The sequence below is a fragment of the Lactobacillus laiwuensis genome, assembly GCF_019972835.1.
In the GTDB taxonomy this organism is placed as follows: Bacteria; Bacillota; Bacilli; order Lactobacillales; family Lactobacillaceae; genus Lactobacillus; species Lactobacillus laiwuensis.
Genome location: NZ_BPPB01000001.1, coordinates 109,537 through 125,970, shown reverse-complemented (window position 1 = coordinate 125,970; position 16,434 = coordinate 109,537). Strand labels below are relative to the sequence as shown.

Annotated in this window: 16 protein-coding genes; 1 reads left to right on the top strand and 15 read right to left on the bottom strand. The window is 35.3% G+C overall.

Going from position 1 to position 16,434, the window contains the following annotated elements:
• Positions 1-5: 5 nt before the first annotated feature.
• The 8 genes from rsgA to gmk all read right to left on the bottom strand — a co-directional run bounded on the left by rsgA (position 6) and on the right by gmk (position 9,195).
• Positions 6-896: a ribosome small subunit-dependent GTPase A gene (gene rsgA, locus LDM92_RS00635; protein ID WP_373868638.1), complete on the bottom strand. Its 891-nt coding sequence runs from the start codon at positions 894-896 to the stop codon at positions 6-8.
• Complete coding sequence (pknB, locus tag LDM92_RS00630; RefSeq protein WP_223901600.1) at positions 892-2,877, bottom strand: Stk1 family PASTA domain-containing Ser/Thr kinase; 1,986 nt, start codon at positions 2,875-2,877, stop codon at positions 892-894. The genes rsgA and pknB overlap by 5 nt, the downstream gene beginning before the upstream one ends.
• Positions 2,874-3,623: a Stp1/IreP family PP2C-type Ser/Thr phosphatase gene (locus LDM92_RS00625; RefSeq protein ID WP_045928960.1), complete on the bottom strand. Its 750-nt coding sequence runs from the start codon at positions 3,621-3,623 to the stop codon at positions 2,874-2,876. The genes pknB and LDM92_RS00625 overlap by 4 nt, the downstream gene beginning before the upstream one ends.
• A gap of 4 nt (positions 3,624-3,627) precedes the next feature.
• Positions 3,628-4,953 carry a 16S rRNA (cytosine(967)-C(5))-methyltransferase RsmB gene (rsmB, locus tag LDM92_RS00620; RefSeq protein WP_223901599.1) on the bottom strand — a complete coding sequence of 442 codons (1,326 nt, stop codon included), beginning with the start codon at positions 4,951-4,953 and terminating at the stop codon, positions 3,628-3,630.
• A complete protein-coding gene (fmt, locus tag LDM92_RS00615) occupies positions 4,940-5,884 on the bottom strand; it encodes a methionyl-tRNA formyltransferase (RefSeq protein ID WP_223901598.1) in 945 nt (314 codons plus the stop codon). The genes rsmB and fmt overlap by 14 nt, the downstream gene beginning before the upstream one ends.
• A gap of 14 nt (positions 5,885-5,898) precedes the next feature.
• A complete protein-coding gene (gene priA / locus LDM92_RS00610) occupies positions 5,899-8,298 on the bottom strand; it encodes a primosomal protein N' (protein ID WP_223901597.1) in 2,400 nt (799 codons plus the stop codon).
• Between the two features lie 62 nt (positions 8,299-8,360).
• Positions 8,361-8,579, bottom strand: a complete 219-nt coding sequence (gene rpoZ / locus LDM92_RS00605; RefSeq protein WP_046332276.1) for a DNA-directed RNA polymerase subunit omega — start codon at positions 8,577-8,579, stop codon at positions 8,361-8,363.
• 1 nt (position 8,580) lies between these two features.
• Positions 8,581-9,195, bottom strand: coding sequence for a guanylate kinase (gmk, locus tag LDM92_RS00600; protein ID WP_046332277.1), 615 nt, complete (start codon positions 9,193-9,195; stop codon positions 8,581-8,583).
• A gap of 188 nt (positions 9,196-9,383) precedes the next feature.
• On the opposite strand from gmk, the gene LDM92_RS00595 reads away from it, so the two are divergent.
• Positions 9,384-9,659, top strand: a complete 276-nt coding sequence (locus LDM92_RS00595) for a hypothetical protein (protein WP_223901596.1) — start codon at positions 9,384-9,386, stop codon at positions 9,657-9,659.
• Positions 9,660-9,694: 35 nt separating this feature from the next.
• Here the strand turns inward: LDM92_RS00595 and LDM92_RS00590 are convergent, their stop codons facing one another.
• The 7 genes from LDM92_RS00590 to LDM92_RS00560 are packed head-to-tail and all read right to left on the bottom strand — an operon-like array spanning position 9,695 to position 16,394.
• Positions 9,695-10,579: a GNAT family N-acetyltransferase gene (locus LDM92_RS00590; protein WP_223901595.1), complete on the bottom strand. Its 885-nt coding sequence runs from the start codon at positions 10,577-10,579 to the stop codon at positions 9,695-9,697.
• Positions 10,576-12,264, bottom strand: coding sequence for a DNA repair protein RecN (gene recN / locus LDM92_RS00585; RefSeq protein ID WP_223901594.1), 1,689 nt, complete (start codon positions 12,262-12,264; stop codon positions 10,576-10,578). Before recN ends, LDM92_RS00590 begins: the two co-directional genes overlap by 4 nt.
• Before the next feature lie 9 nt (positions 12,265-12,273).
• Positions 12,274-13,086: a TlyA family RNA methyltransferase gene (locus tag LDM92_RS00580; RefSeq protein WP_223901593.1), complete on the bottom strand. Its 813-nt coding sequence runs from the start codon at positions 13,084-13,086 to the stop codon at positions 12,274-12,276.
• Positions 13,087-13,953 (bottom strand): polyprenyl synthetase family protein, encoded by an 867-nt coding sequence (locus LDM92_RS00575; RefSeq protein ID WP_223901592.1) that lies wholly within the window; start codon positions 13,951-13,953, stop codon positions 13,087-13,089. It abuts the gene before it with no gap.
• 12 nt (positions 13,954-13,965) lie between these two features.
• A complete protein-coding gene (locus tag LDM92_RS00570; RefSeq protein WP_046332283.1) occupies positions 13,966-14,208 on the bottom strand; it encodes an exodeoxyribonuclease VII small subunit in 243 nt (80 codons plus the stop codon).
• The gene (xseA, locus tag LDM92_RS00565; protein WP_223901591.1) at positions 14,189-15,556 is read right to left on the bottom strand and encodes an exodeoxyribonuclease VII large subunit; all 1,368 of its coding nucleotides are present in this window, start codon (positions 15,554-15,556) and stop codon (positions 14,189-14,191) included. The genes LDM92_RS00570 and xseA overlap by 20 nt, the downstream gene beginning before the upstream one ends.
• Positions 15,543-16,394: a tetrahydrofolate dehydrogenase/cyclohydrolase catalytic domain-containing protein gene (locus tag LDM92_RS00560; protein WP_223901590.1), complete on the bottom strand. Its 852-nt coding sequence runs from the start codon at positions 16,392-16,394 to the stop codon at positions 15,543-15,545. The genes xseA and LDM92_RS00560 overlap by 14 nt, the downstream gene beginning before the upstream one ends.
• Positions 16,395-16,434: the final 40 nt, after the last annotated feature.

Sequence of the window (16,434 nt, the reverse complement as noted above, 5' to 3'; positions counted from 1 at the left end):
TCTCCTTACTTTAAATATTCTGGTAATTTGCCATTTTCTATTTCTTTGCGCAATAACAAGTAATCATCATAGCGGCTTTTTTTTATTTCGCCTGTTTCAACTAGTTCTTTTACTCTGCACTTGGGTTCATTAAGATGTTGGCAACCACGGAATTTACAGAATTTACTTGCTCTTCTAAACTCAATAAAATAATTGCATAATTCATTTATTTTAATTGGAGTTAAATCAATTGCTGAAAACCCTGGTGTATCCGCAAGGTAACCCTTACCTAAAGAGAAAAGATTTACCGTTCTTGTTGTGTGCTTGCCACGATTTAAGGAATTTGAAATAATCCCAGTTTCTTGGTGCAGGCCACTTTTTAGTGAGTTAATTAAAGTTGATTTGCCCGCACCAGATTGACCTGCTAAAGTCCATATCTGCTGGGAACCAATGTCATTAGGCAAATTACTGGCAACTTCTTTTTTACTAAAATAGACCTTATAGCCTACTTCTTGATAATAATTTAAATTTTTTTGAATTTTATCTAGGTCGGATATACTAACTAAATCTCTTTTCGATAAAAAAATACTTACAGCAATGTTTTTCCAAGAAAAATAAGTCAGAAAGCGATCTAACAATTGCAATGAAAAATCTGGTTGTACAGCAGACATTACGAGTAAAATTTGAGTCACATTGGCTACAGCAGGACGACCAATCAGGTTTTGGCGAGGCAACACGGCAACCAAATAACTTGTGCCCTGATCATCAATTTGAATCTTAACGTGATCACCAACAGCAGGCTTTAGATTATTTTTACGAAAAACCCCTCTGGCACGGGTTCTTATTGTATCAGTGCTCGTCTGAACATCATAAAAGCCAGCAATCAGACCCGTAACAATTCCCTGATCTTCTTTAATCATTTTTGACCTTCTCATTCAAAATTGTCTGACCGTCGCGCACTACTTTCAACTGACCAGGGCCATCCTTAAGCTCAAATGGGATTGAAAAATTCATATCTTTTTTAATGTATAGATCCCGATAAATATTATCAATTGAATGTTTATCATCTGAAACATAAATTTGAACATGATTTCCCCGCTTGTCATCTGAATCATCTTCATCATTATCTTCATAACTAACTGTGAAATTTTTTATAGCTGTTAGATCACGCTCTTTTTTTGCACCTTCAGAAACATTAACTGAAATTGTACTTCCCCTTGGTACTCTGGTACCAACTGCCGGACTCATTGAAATAATCATACCCTTTTTAACTTTATTTGAATACGCAGAACTGACTTGCAGAGTTAAACCATGCTTATGTGCAAATTCTTGTGCTTCCTTCAATGAATAATTAGTTAGATCCGGTAATTTAGTCATATGATCTTTTGGACGATGATTCTTTCCTTCTGACACAGTTAAAGTAATGGTTGTTTGGTCTGGCTTTACCTCCACATCAGCTGCAACACTTTGAGAAATAACATGATCAGGTGGAACGTTAGAAGAAAATTGGTTTTCGCGAATTATTTCAAAGCCCAATTTTTCTAGCTTGTGTACTGCTATTTCATATTCGTCTCCAGTGACATCAGGTACTCTTACCATACCTGCTCCATCTGATATATAAAGATCAATGTATCTGCCTCGTTTTATTTCTACTCCTGCAGTAGGTGAAGTTTCAATTACTTTACCACGATCTATACTGTCAGAACTTCTGTGTCTTATTTTACCTACTTTCAATCCTACGTTCTCCAGTTTGTTTCTTGCTTTTTTTTCACTCATATTGGTGACGTCTGGAATACGTACATCTTTATGATTGTTGCTGTTTAAAACAAAAAACATTAATCCAACGATTAAAACCGCAGCAATTCCAACAAAAAGCCACCACCATTTATGTTTACGCAAAGCCTGTGTAAAACTGGAATGATTTACTTTGGACTTATCGCCTGTCTCATCATTTTGTATTCTGCTTTCTTCAGTTAATCTATTGCTATTTGGATCAGATTTAAAATTAGGTAAAATAATGGTTTCGTCATCATTATTGCCATGAGTTGGCTTAAAAACCGGTTCATTAGCTCTACCTGGCTCTAAACTACTGTCGAGATCATCTTTCATTTCTTTGGCTGAATCATATCTGTCACGTGGATCTTTAGCGGTAGCTCTTAAAACAACATTTTCCAAAGATTGGGGAATGTTTGGGTCTTGTTTTCGTATTGAGGGAATTGGCTCTTGTGCGTGCTTTAAAGCAATTGAAACAGCTGAGTCTCCGTTAAATGGAACATGACCAGTAATTAATTCATATAGAATTATGCCTAAAGAGTAAATATCAGACTGCTTGGTGACGAGTCCTCCCCTCGTTTGCTCAGGAGACATGTAATGGACAGAACCAATCGCTGAGTTAGTTTGGGTAACTGAATTCTGATTAAGAGCCACAGCAATGCCAAAATCGGCAATTTTTATATTTCCATGCTTATCCATTAAAATATTTTGCGGTTTTAGATCTCTGTGAATAACATTATGTTTATGAGCCAAGGACATTGCACTCAGTATTTGATCCATAATGCGGATAATATCTCCTAAATGCAAAGGAGAATTTGCTATAATATAATCTTTTAAATCCGGTCCATCGACATATTCCATTACCATGTATGGCAGTCCATGATCAGTGCCAACATCAAGAACCATTACTATATTAGGATGGCTCAATTCGCTTGTTGCCAGAGCTTCTCTTTGAAAACGAGCCAAAGTTTGCGGTTCTTTTTGCAAATCAAGACGCAAAATTTTAACCGCAACTTTTCGTTGTAAAATTATGTCTTCAGCAAGATAAACATTTGCCATGCCACCTTCACCCAAAGTATCGATTATACGGTAACGATCGCCTAACAAATAGCCCTTATTTATCATTTACCGTCACCGCCTTCGTTTAGAATTAAGCAAGCAGTAATGTTGTCCTCACCACCTAAACGGTTAGCTTCATCAATCAATTTTTGGCACCGACTCTTTAATGATAAATCTTTTGTCGCAAGAATTTGCTGAATCTGTGGGTCACTTAATGAGTTTGTTAACCCATCAGTACAAAGCAAAATAATATCGTTATCATTTAAAGTGACCTGTTTAAACTCTGGATCAATTGTACTTGAAACCCCCAGTGATTGAGTAATAATATTTTTTTGAGGATGATTTCTAGCCTGTTGCTTCGTAATTTGTCCTAATTTTACTAACTCATTAACAAGGGAATGATCTTCAACTAACTGGATGAATTTGCCATCAGAATAACCATATGCTCTTGAATCCCCCAGATGTGCAATTAAAGCTTCGTTGTTAAAAATAGCAGCCAGTACAATAGTAGTACCCATACCATTTAGATCTGGAAAGCGATCTGCAGTTCTTAGTATAGTTTCATTTTCATTACTTAACTGGACGTTGAGCCACTTCCGTGCGCTGTCAGAATCGTAAAAATCAGTAACGCCAAAATTATGACCCAAATGACTTACAGCCATAGTTGAGGCTACATCGCCTCCCTGATGTCCACCCATACCATCACACACTATGGCCAACAAAGCGTTCTTTTTGTTTTTGAAAACCTGGACAGAATCCTGATTACTTTTGCGTATTCGTCCAATACTAGATGCAAATGCTGTTCTAATCAAAACTTTAACCTCGCATTTTAAACTTAGCAATAAAAAAACCGTCACTGCCATAACTATCAGGTAAAATTTTTAACATCCCTTTTGTTGCTTTAAGCTTACCCGCAGTGAAAGGTTGTAATTCAAACTGAGTATGACTTTTTAAAAAAGCCTTAACAACGTCTTCATCTTCTTCTCGTGTAATAGTACAAGTAGAATAAACCAATTCGCCATCCCGACTTAACAAGGTACTCACATGGTCTAAAATATCTAATTGTATTTCTCGTAATTTACTTAAATCGTGTAAAGTTTTAGTATAGCGAATTTCCGGTTTTCTTCTAATAAGACCTAATCCAGAACATGGAGCATCCACCAAGATCTTGTCAAACTGTCCTTTTTTAAATGTTTGATCAGCTTTTCTGGCATCCATCGTTTTAACATTTATTCTTGATGCCACATTCATTCTTTTACCATTTTGCTTAACCAAACCCAATTTATTTTTGTGAATATCAAGAGCAGTAACATGACCTTGTTTTAGCTTTTCAGCAATTTGAACAGTTTTTCCACCTGGTGCACTACAGGCATCAAGAACTTCTTCATTGCCAGTAAAAGTGAAAGCACTTACTGCCAAACTAGCAGCTTCGTCCTGGATTGTCAATTTCCCTTCTTTGAATAAAGAAGTTTTAAAAACTCCACCATGTGTTAAAACCAATTCATCTTCAGCAATTTGAGATTTAGCAGGAGAAAATCCTAATTTAGTTAATTCTTCTTTAACTAAATTGAAATCAGCCAAGCCTGAAATTCTAACAGTATTTTTAGCTGGTTTATTAATACTGGACAAAATCGAGGCCGCTTTGTTTTCACCCCAATTATTAATAAGGTACTGAACAAGCCACTGGGGAGTACTTTCTTTAACACTTAAAAAAAGTACTTTGTCTTCAGCATCGGGTAAAATCTTGCCTCTTCTCAAGAAAGACCGCAAAATACCATTAACAATCTTAAATCCAGCCGAATGCTTTCTACCAAATTCCTTAGCCAAATTATTAGCTTCGTTTAGAACGGCTCGATCTGGTATGCTGTTCATAAATAAAATTTGATAGGCGGACATTAGTAGCAATGGCAAAAGATAATCTTCTTTAAGTTCAGTTTTTAATAAACCTTGAAACTGATATTCCAAATATATTTTTTCCTGAATAGTGCCATACACGATTCGTGTCGCCAAATTTTGGTCAGCCTGAGACAGCTTCGTTTCCTGCAAACTATTGTTAAAACTGATATTTGAATAAGAGCCATCACGAAATACTCGAATCAAGGTTGCAAGTGCTACCGCACGTGCACTTTTATGAACTGACAATCTTATCACCTTTACTGAAGTTTTTACCCTGACCGTTCAAAAAACTTTTAATTACCATTTTTTTCTTTCCAGAAGGCTGAACTTCAAGTAAATTCAAAACGGTATGATTAGCAAAACTAATTGCAAATCGTTTTTTATTATCAACGACAACTCCAGCAGGAAATGCAGTCGTATCGCCAGCAACTTCAGCTTGCCATATTTTAAATCTTTTACCAGCAATGAGCAAATAAGCTCCTGGATCAGGATTAAGACCTCGAATTAAATTATTAGCCTCAGTCGCGGTCATATTTAATTTTATTTGTTCCTGTTTTTTGCTGATATTTGGTGAAAAAACCACTTTATTTTGATCTTGCGCTGTCTTTTTCTGCGGATTAGCAATAATTTGAGGTAAAGTTTGGAGTAACAAGTCACGACCTAAAAGAGATAGTTTTTCAAATAAGGTTCCCGCATTATCCTCTTTTTGAATATCTATTGTTTTTTGAGAGTAAATGTCACCTGCATCCATTTGCTTAACCATTTCCATAATGGTTACTCCGGTTTGTTTATCACCGTTAATAAGAGCATATTGAATAGGAGCACCGCCACGATATTTTGGTAATAGAGAACCATGAACGTTAACAGCAGCAATTTTTGCTGATTGCAAAAACTTACTTGGTAAAAACTGACCATAAGCAGCAGTAATAATTAAATCAGCATGCATTTTTATCAAATCAATCAATTCATCAGACTTTCCCAAATGCTCAGGCTGAAAAACAGGTAAATTCAATTTTTTAGCTAATAGTTTTACCGGCGTTTCAGTGACTTTTTGTTTTCGTCCAACTTTTTTATCAGGTTGAGTAACCACGGCTTTTATTTCATAATCATTCTCTGAAAGAGCCTCTAAAATTGGTACAGCAAATTTAGGTGTTCCTAAAAAAATTATTGATGTCATTAATCATTTCCCCTTTACATTATGCGCTCTGGTTCATTGTCAATATAAACAGACAAACCATATTTTTTAATCTTTTGCGCTGAGTCTTGAATTTGGTGTAATAACTTGTTTAAATTATCTTCTTTTTTATATTTTACCAGTATTTGATAATAATATTGATTTTTTAAACGAGAAATTGCACTAGGAGTTGGACCTAAAATTATTGTTGACTTGTGTAATTTTGGTTGTAACCATTTTTTGATTTTAAAAGCTTCTCTAGCAGCATTTTGTTCTTTTTTTGCCGCAACAGAAATTAACACTGTATAAAAATAAGGCGGATAATTACCGGTATGTCGAACACGCATCTCATATTGATAAAACTGTTCATAATCCTGAGTTTCAGCTAACTTAATGGCATAGTGATCAGGATTAAAAGTTTGGATAATTACCTCACCTTTCTTTTGGGCTCGTCCAGCTCGTCCTGCCACTTGTGTTAACAACTCAAACGTTCTTTCAGAGGCGTTGTAATCTGGTAACCATAATCCGGTATCAGCATTAACAACGCCTACTAGGGTCACATTGGGAAAATCCAGTCCTTTGGCAATCATTTGCGTACCTAGCAGGATATCTGCTTCACGATTGCCAAAAGCATCTAAGATCCTTTTAAATGATCCTTTTCTTCGTGTAGTATCAACATCCATTCGCAAAATACGGCAACCTGGTATTATTTTTTCAAGCTCTGTCATAATTTTTTGTGTGCCGGTACCCAAGAAGCGGATTTTTGTGCTTTGACAATTAGGACATTTTTCAGGAATCGCAGTAGAAAAGCCACAATAATGACACTGCATTTTATTGGTATCTTTATGCATTGTTAAAGATAAGTCGCAATTTGGGCATTTCATAACATAGCCGCATTCACGACATAACATAAAGTTGGCGAAGCCTCTCCTATTTAGCATTAAAATAACTTGTTCTTTTTTGGCAATCCTTTTTTTTATTGCCTCAACCAGTTGAATAGATAGGTCAAATTGCCCACCATTAAAATGAGCCTTTTTTAAGTCTATTAACTTAACTTCTGGCAAACTTTGCTGGTTAGCACGATGTGGTAGTCTCAATAATTGATAAACATCTTTTTGTGCTCGAGCTCTGCTTCCTAATGAGGGTGTTGCGCTGCCTAACACAAGGGGACAGGAGTTATAGTTGCTGCGCCAAACTGCAACATCTCTAGCATGATAACGCGGATTATCTTCTTGTTTATAAGAAGATTCATGCTCTTCGTCTATCACTATTAATCCAATATTCTTTAAAGGAGCAAAGACAGCACTTCGAGCACCAACAACAACGCGTGCTTCGCCTCGGCGTATGCGACGCCATTCATCATACAGTTCTCCTTCTGATAATCCACTGTGTAGAACTGCTACTTGCTGACCAAAACGATTCTTCACTTGGCTTACCATTTGCGGGGTTAAGGATATTTCAGGAACCATCATTAAGGCATTTTTTCCAGCCTTTAAAGTAGTACTTATAGCATTTAAGTAGACTTCTGTCTTACCACTGCCAGTAACACCTTCTAATAAAAAAGTACGTGCTTTTTTCTTGATGATTGCTGGTTCTATTTTAGCTAATGCGTTCTTTTGTTCAGTGTTAAGCTTGATTTTTTTATCTGATTTTTCTTCCTGCTCATAATTTGTTAGTGGATCACGATAAATTTCAGCCGGTTTTTTTCTAAGCCAGCCTCTTTTGACAGCATTCGTTAATGAAACAGTGCTGAGATTTGCATTATTTTCGATCTCTCTCTGCATTTTTGGAAATTTATCGTAATTTTCAATTATATACATAATGAGCTGCTTTTGTTTAACAGCATTTTTTCTTAAAGATTCATATATATTTATATATTCTTTTTTATTATTCGTCAGTGAATACTCATTTTCAGTTTTGACCCGAGCCCGATTTTCAACAACATACTCAATTTTGGCCATATTTTTCCTTAACAATTTGCGAATTTCAGCAATTTGTTTATTATCATTAATCGTATTTAAATCTAACGGCTTTCCTTGAAAAATAGTCATTTTTTTTGCTTTAGAAGATTCCGGTACCAGAATTTTACGATAATTGGCACGCATAACTCTAGGAAGCATTGTTTTAAGAATAGTAATTCGATAAGAATAGACATGATCAGCCAAATCTTTTGATAATTTAATTAATTCAGAGGTTAGAGGGGGCATTTCATCTACCACCAAAAGCAAGTCTTTCAATTTACCTTGATATTGACTTTTGTTACTCAAACCAACTACGAAACCCTGTAATTTGCGTGGACCAAAAGGTACAAAAACCCTGGAGCCAATTTCTACTTCACCTAACTCATCAGGAATATGATATTCAAAAATGCGATCTGTTTGCTTAGCTGCAACATCAACAATAACCTGTGCAATCATTTAATCACCTTTAAAAAATGACCTCCATCTTTCTTAGGATGGAGGTCATAAAACTTTATTAATTACTGATTAACCTCACGATGCTTGGGATCAACGGTAACTTTGCCAGCTTCAATTTCTTCTAAAGCTTTGCCAACTGGTTTTTGTGATTTATAATTTTTCAGAGCTTCAGGTTCGCCGTCCTCAAGTTCGTGTGCTCTTTTTGCAGCAAGAACTGATAAAGAATATCTCGAATCAACCTGGGCCAACAATTTATCTATAGATGGATACGTAACTCTCAATTTAATCCTCCTTAACCATTTTCCGATATGTATCAATGACACGTTTAACACTCACGTGTTCAGCTTCAACAATCGCTTTTATATGATCAACAGCATTTGCTACTGTATCATTAACTACTGCATAATCATAATCCTGCATTACCAGAATTTCTTGACGAGCCTGTTTTATTCGACCCATAATTACATCCTCGGATTCAGTACCCCGATTTTCTAATCTAGTATGCAAAGTATGTAAATCAGGTGGTGTTAAAAAGATGAAGACACCATCAGGCATCTGTTTCCTAACCTTCTTAGCACCATTGACATCAATTTCTAAAAGCACGTCCTTACCTTCATCAAGCATTTTTTTCACTGGTGCCTTAGGAGTGCCATAAAAATTATTTACATATTGATTATACTCCAAAAGTTCATTTTGACTGATAGCCTGCTTAAACCGTTCTTGAGTAACAAAATAATAGTCCTTGCCGTTTATTTCTCCAGGCCTGGGTTTCCTGGTAGTCATTGATACTGAATATTCAAACGGAAAAACTTTATTTTTCACGATTGCACTTTTAACGGTACCCTTACCTACTCCCGAAGGGCCAGAAAGAACAAGTAACAAACCTTTTTCTGCCATGCCATACTCCCTTACAAAAAGCTATTGTATCTAGTTTGCACTAAAATGAAAATATTTTCAAGTTATGATATTTTCAACAAATCAAAATTCTCTTAAAAAAATTTGCTTAAATACTTGTTTTTTGGAACAAATGTTCTTATAATATAATTTGTCAAACAAATGTTCGGTTAACTCTAAGGGGTGGTTTGATGAAAAACTCACTTAAGAAAATTTATCACTATTTTTTCGATTATGATGAAGATAAATTAAGTATTTACAGTCAATACTACTATGAAATATTAGCTGCTCTTAATAGCGCCCTAGTCCATCGCTCCTATGTATTGGTAAGTTATCAAGACGGAACGAGTGAAATCGGACAAATCATAAAACGAGTTTCTGCAGGTCGTTTTATTTTACGTTTAGCAAATAAAAAACTAATAAAAATAATTGATATTGATACTATATTTAGAATTGATTTCGCATAATAAATTTCATTATAAAAACGCATTGCCAAGAATCATTATGATTCTTGGCTTTTTAAATACAATGTTTCGCTTAATATTTTGAAACCAGCTTTTTCATAAATGTGAATTGCCGCTTTATTGTCAACATCAGCATTTAAAGCAAAAACGCTGCTGCCTTCCTTTTGCAAAATTGCAGTCATCTTTTTAATAAAAAAAGTGCCAAAACCTTGTCCACGAAATGGCTTATCAATAAACAATCCGAAGAAATAGTCCTCATTTTCACCATGATCCACAGCGCAATAGCCGACAACTTCATTTACTTTTAATAAAATAAAGCTTTTAGTTTTTTTATCTGCCAGGGAATTCTTGATATATTTAGTAGAAGTTTCAACATCTTCCCCAAATGCACGGCTGTGAGCCTTAGCAACTTGATCAACATAGCTCATTGTTAAAGGCTTAACTGCTAGAACTTGGTTTAATTTGTCAGTCTTTTCAATCATTACTGGTTCTACAGTTCGCATATAATAATCTGAATCTTCTGGAACAACTTTTAAACTCATATTTTTCAAAAAACTTGGATTTTTTTCTAAAAAAACTTTTTCTGTCACAAACACCCATTTGTGATAACCATATTGCACCATAATTCTTTTCGCATGCTCAAACATTCCTGTAGCAATCTGTTGTCTGCGAAATTCCGGAGCAACTTCTAAGTTGACTTCCACCTCTTCTTCAGGACACTCATCTGCATATAGCATGGTTAACCCAACTAACTTATTTTCATCATAAGCCAAAATGAAAGTTGGCATATCTTGAAAATAATTAAATTGATTACTTAAGTAAAAATTTGAATAAGTTTTATCAGCTTTTTTAACTTTTTCAGTTAGTTCATTTGCCTGTCTAATTTCTTTTTCATTCAAAGTTACTTTTTCAACAAGTATCATTTCTTCTTCCTTTTAAAACTTTTCATCAGGTCTTTAGCATTTTGCTTAGCTGCTTGTGTTACATCGCTTCCGGCCATCATTTCTGCAATCGCAGTCACTGTTTCCTCTTGAGTTAATGGACCTATTTGGGTGTATGTAGCACCATCTTCAACTTTTTTTGCTACTAAATATTTTTGATCACTAGCAGCAGCAACTTGTGGTGAGTGCGTTATGGCGATTACTTGCTTATTTTCACCGATTGAATGTAATTTTTGACCTATTGCTGCTGAGACACGGCCAGAAACCCCAGTATCAATTTCATCAAAAATCATTGTACCTACAGGTTCAACTTTACTGAAAATTGCTTTTAATGCCAGTATCAGCCGTGATTGCTCACCACCAGATACAATTTTGACTAATGGCATTAATTCCTCACCCGGATTTGGTGCAATTAAAAATACAATATTATCCGTACCTTTGTTGGTGAAAGTTTTTGTTGTCGAAAAATCAATCCTAAAACGAGCTTTTGCCATGTATAAATCTGATAGTTCCTGCTTGATTTTACTTTCAAGTGTTGCAGCTACTTTTTTTCTTGTCTCATGGAGATTTTGTGCTTCAGTTTTGAGTTTTTCTTCCAGAACTTTAAGCTGCTTTTGCAACTTTTCTTCATCGAGTCCACCTGTCTCGTATTGACTCAATTCTTTTTGAATTTTGGCATAAAAGGCAAAAACATCTTCTAACGAAGGACCATATTTTTTCTTCAATGAATTAAGCAAATCTAACCTGTTTGAAACGTATTGAAATCTTTCCTCATCAAAATCCATTTCATCAAGTACATTTGATAATTCACTCCGGGCATCACTTAAAGCAAAAACTCCATCGTCAATAGTTTTGGCAATATCTTTGAATTTAGCGCCATATTCCGTTAACTCGCTGGCTGCTCCTTGAGCATTACCCAACAGAGTTTCAATGCCATGGTCTTCATCGTCATATAATTGCATTAAATAGTTGGCAGTATCGACAATTTTTTGGTAGTTATTTAGTTCGTTATATTCTTCTTCAAGCTGATCATCTTCATGAGGATCTTTCAGGTCTGCTTTGGACAATTCATCATTTTGAAAGGATAATATATCTTGTTTTTGGGCTAATTCCTGGGCATCTTTATGCAAATGATTAATTTGAGAAGTTAATTTTTGCCATTTTTGAAAATTATCCTGATAAAGATTAAGTTCCTCTTTAAATTCTACTGGAGCATAATTATCGACCAGATCGATTTGTCGATCTTGATCCATCAATATTTGTTGATCATTTTGACCATGAATATCAACCAGAAAATTACCTAATTCTTTCAATACATTAATTGTAGTTAATTGTCCATTTATCCGAACAATATTTCTTCCCTTAGCAGCTATTTCCCGGCTGATAATTAATTGCTTATCTGCATCAGGTATACCGTACTTTTCGCAAATTGCAGCAATTTTTTTAGATTCATGATCAACGTCAAATAAGCCTGTAATGACAGCCTTTTTTTCACCGCTACGGATCATTTCTTTTTGACTGCGACTTCCCATTAATAATGAAACTGCATCGATAATAATTGATTTACCTGCCCCAGTTTCACCTATTAGCACGGTCATATTTTCTTGAAAGCGAACCTTCAATGCTTTAATAATTGCAAAATTTTTAATATCCAGTTCAACTAACATTTTTTTCTCCTAAAGATTGGCAACAGCCTGAGCAACTATATCTTCTGGGTTCCCAGACCATATTAATTTACCACCATCTTTTTCGTCTTTTTGTAGATGTATCAAAAACTCAATATTGCCTTTACCACCTTTTATTGGTGAATAATCAAGGCTGAGCACGTTAAAGCCATTAGCCCTTGCCTGATCAATGGTATGTCTGATAACGGCACAATGGACATCATGATCATGTACTATGCCATGTTTACCGACATGTTCTGGACCAGCTTCAAATTGAGGCTTTATCAGACAAACTGCTTCACATTTATCTTTTAGAATCTGAAACATTGGCGGCATAATTAAATCTAAAGAAATAAAGGAAACATCAGTCATTGCAAAATCAGGTTGACCATGAGTAAAATCTTCAGGCTTACTGTAACGAAAATTTTGCTTCTCCATTACTATAACGCGCGGATCATCACGCAATTGCCAAGCAAGTTGATTGTAGCCTACATCGAGGGCATAAACCATCTTAGCCTTATTTTGTAAAGCGACATCAGTAAATCCCCCAGTAGAAGCACCGATGTCTAAGCAAATTTTATTGGTCAAATCAATTTGAAAGGATTTTAAGGCCTTGGCCAGTTTAAAACCACCCCTTGATACGTACTTCTTATCCGATTTTTTTACAAAAAACTTTTCATCAACCGGTAAGTTAGTACCACTTTTATCAATTCTCTGATGATTATGATCTGATACTAACCCTGCCATGATCGCCCGTTGAGCCTGAGTTCGAGAATGAAACATGCCTTGTCTGACTAATAATACATCCGCTCTTTCTTTGACCATTTACAATACCTTTTTATATAAATCAAGAAATCCAGCTAAAACATTCGCATCAACAGATTTTAAGCACTTTTGAGCATCAATCATTAAATCAGTCAGCTCTTTACGACTTCTTGAAATACCAAGCAAAGTCAAGGTATTATTTTTGCCGCTTTCTAAATCTTTATGAGTTTTTTTACCCGCCTCTGCAGAAGTTTCAACCACATCTACTAAATCATCATAAATTTGATATGATCTTCCAAAATCTTCAGCAAACTGAATTAGCGTCTTTTTTTGAGAAGAATTAGCATCACCATATTCAACTGCCATTGCGACACACGCTTTAATTAAGCAACCTGTTTTTAACCACTCCATTTTATTAATAAATGCAGAATTGTTTGCGACACTATCATTATTGGTAGAATCAATGTCTAAATATTGTCCACCAACCATGCCGTTAGGACCAACAGCTTGGGTAATTATTTTAACTAATTTAGCTGAATTACTGCCCTCAGAAATCCATTCAATACCCATTGGTAATAAAGCATCTCCAGCAAGGATGGCTTCAGCTTCCCCCCATTTTTTGTGACTCGTTAATTTTCCTCTGCGATAATCGTCATTATCCATAGCCGGCAAGTCATCATGAATTAACGAATAAGTGTGAATCAGCTCAATTCCACTTGCAATCCTGACTTCTTCGTCATTTATTTTTACTTTAAGTGCGTCAAGCGTTGCTAAAAAAAGCAGGGGACGCAACCTTTTGCCTCCAGCCATTACTGAATAAGACATAATCTGACTTATTTTCTTGTCAGAAACTTCACTTGTCAAATGCTCTTTTAAGTAACTATCTACTATCGGAGTCCACTTTTCTTTAAATTCTTTAAAATTCATGTCAAATCTTCTCTATTTTTCAGGGGCAGCAGCATCATTAGGATCAAGCTTATGCTCTGTTCCATCACTATCAATTAATTTAGCTACTGTTTCTTCGGCTTCAGTTAATTTTTTATTTAAATCATTACTTAATTTTTTTCCAGCTTTGAACTGCTCAAGTGCATCCTCCAAAGGAATATCGCCTTTTTCTAAGTTATTAACAATTGTTTGTAATTCAGTCAATTCCTCTTCAAAATTATTTTTCTTGGTTGCCATTTTTTTCTCTCCTTATTGAACTGATAACTGCTGTTGCTAAACCATCTTTAAATTTGATGCTGATTTCATCTTTAACCGCAATTTGACTTACGGAATTGACAGTTTTATTCTTTTGGTCTTTAACATATGCATATCCTCTTCGTAAAATTCTGTCGGGATCATAATCGTTAAGTTGTTGTTCTGATTGGCCTAAAACATTACGTTTTCCCTGTAAAAAATGTTCTGTATTAACAACTAATCTCTGATAATAAAAATCTGTTTGCTGCAAAAAAGACTTGATTTTTTTAATGGGGCTGACTGTAACCAGGCTTTGTTTTGCCAACTGGTAATTTTGCCTTTTGCGTTCCAATTGCCGCACCATATCATTATGAAGTCTGTCTCGTAAAAGGTCTAAGGTTTGTGCCTGCTCATCATATAGTCTTACAGGTTCTCTCATGATAACAGAATTATTAATGCGACTTAAGGCATCACGACGTACCCTAATTATGTTTTGTATACTGGAAACAAGGCTGTTTTGCATTTGGCGAATATTTATCAATTCATCTGGTAAATTAGGAGTGGCGTATTCGGCTGCAGCAGTTGGAGTTGCTGCTCTTACATCAGCAACTAAATCACATAGTGTAGTGTCAGTTTCGTGACCAACAGAAGAAATGACCGGCATTTTCATATCAAATACTTGTCGTACTACGCTTTCCTCATTAAAGGGCCATAGATCTTCAAGCGACCCTCCACCTCTACCAATGATCATAACGTCATATTTATCTTTAAACTGAGCTATTTGCTTCATTGACGCTATTAATGAGTCAGCAGCAGAATCTCCCTGAACTTGAGCTGGAAACAAATCCACTTCTGCATGAGGAAATCTCCTATTAACAGTTACTAGGATATCATGGATTACTGCACCAGAAGCACTCGTTACAACAGCAATGTAATCTGGATAATGAGGAAGTGGTTTTTTAAATCTCTGATCGAAAAGCCCCTCACTAGCCAGCTTTTTTTGCAATTGCTGTAATTGTTCATATAATGCCCCTAATCCTGCAGGCTCCATAGATTCGGCATAAAATTGGTAAGAGCCCTGTGGCCCATATACGCTAACATAGCCAGTTACATATACTTTCATGCCTTCTTCAGGCTTAAATTTCACTTTATCAAAATATGAACGAAACATGACCACATTTATCTTCGATTTTTCATCTTTTAGTGAAAAATACTGATGTGAATTACGCCGATAACGAAAATTAGACAATTCACCTTGAAGAAAAACTTTGTGTAAATAAGGATCGTTTTTAAATTTTTGAGTTATATAGTAATTTAAGTCCGTAACTGTTAAGTACTTACTGCTTTCCATTATTTCTCCTCGTCAACTGAACAACTTGTTCCATAAGAGACTCAACCGTAAGAGGACCAATTCCACCTGGAACCGGAGTTATGAAACTCGCAATTGGAGCAACTTGCTCAAAATCAACGTCTCCAACTGTTTTGCCATTAAATCGACTTATCCCTACATCTATAATAACTGCATTTTTCTTAATCATATCAGCAGTTACTAAATTATGTTCTCCTGTTGCTGAAACCAAGATATCTGCTTTTTTGGTATACTCGGTCAAATTTTTTGTTTTTAAATGCAATATAGAAACAGTTGCATCCCTTTCAAGCATCAATGCAGCTAAAGGTTTACCCACAATGCTGCTTCTACCTATAATCACTGCATTTTTTCCTTTTAAACTAATATGATAGTGATCTAATAAAGCTAAAATACCATGTGCAGTTGCAGGTTCAACAAAATGATCTCCTTGCCATAAACGACCTACATTTGCTGGAGTAAGACAGTCAACGTCCTTATTTGGATCAATAGCAGCTAGTGCCTCATTTAAAATGATTTGTTTTGGTACTGGCAGCTGAATCATAATACCATTGACAGACTTTTCATTATTTAGGCGATCAATTAACTCTAACAAATTTTTTTGTGTCACAGTAGACGGTAATTGAAACAATTTTTGCTTAATACCAATTTGATCTGCTCTTCTTTTTTTAGTTTTTAAGTAGATTTTGCTACTGGGATCATTACCAATATTAATTACGCAAAATTGAGGTTGTATTCCTGCCTTCTTCAAAGTTAAAACTTGTTTTTGAAGAACTTCAGCGCGAATATTAGCTAACTGCTTGCCGTCTAAAAGTTGACCCATTTTTTATTTCCTTTTCTAAAAAAATAGTCGGCATAAAGCC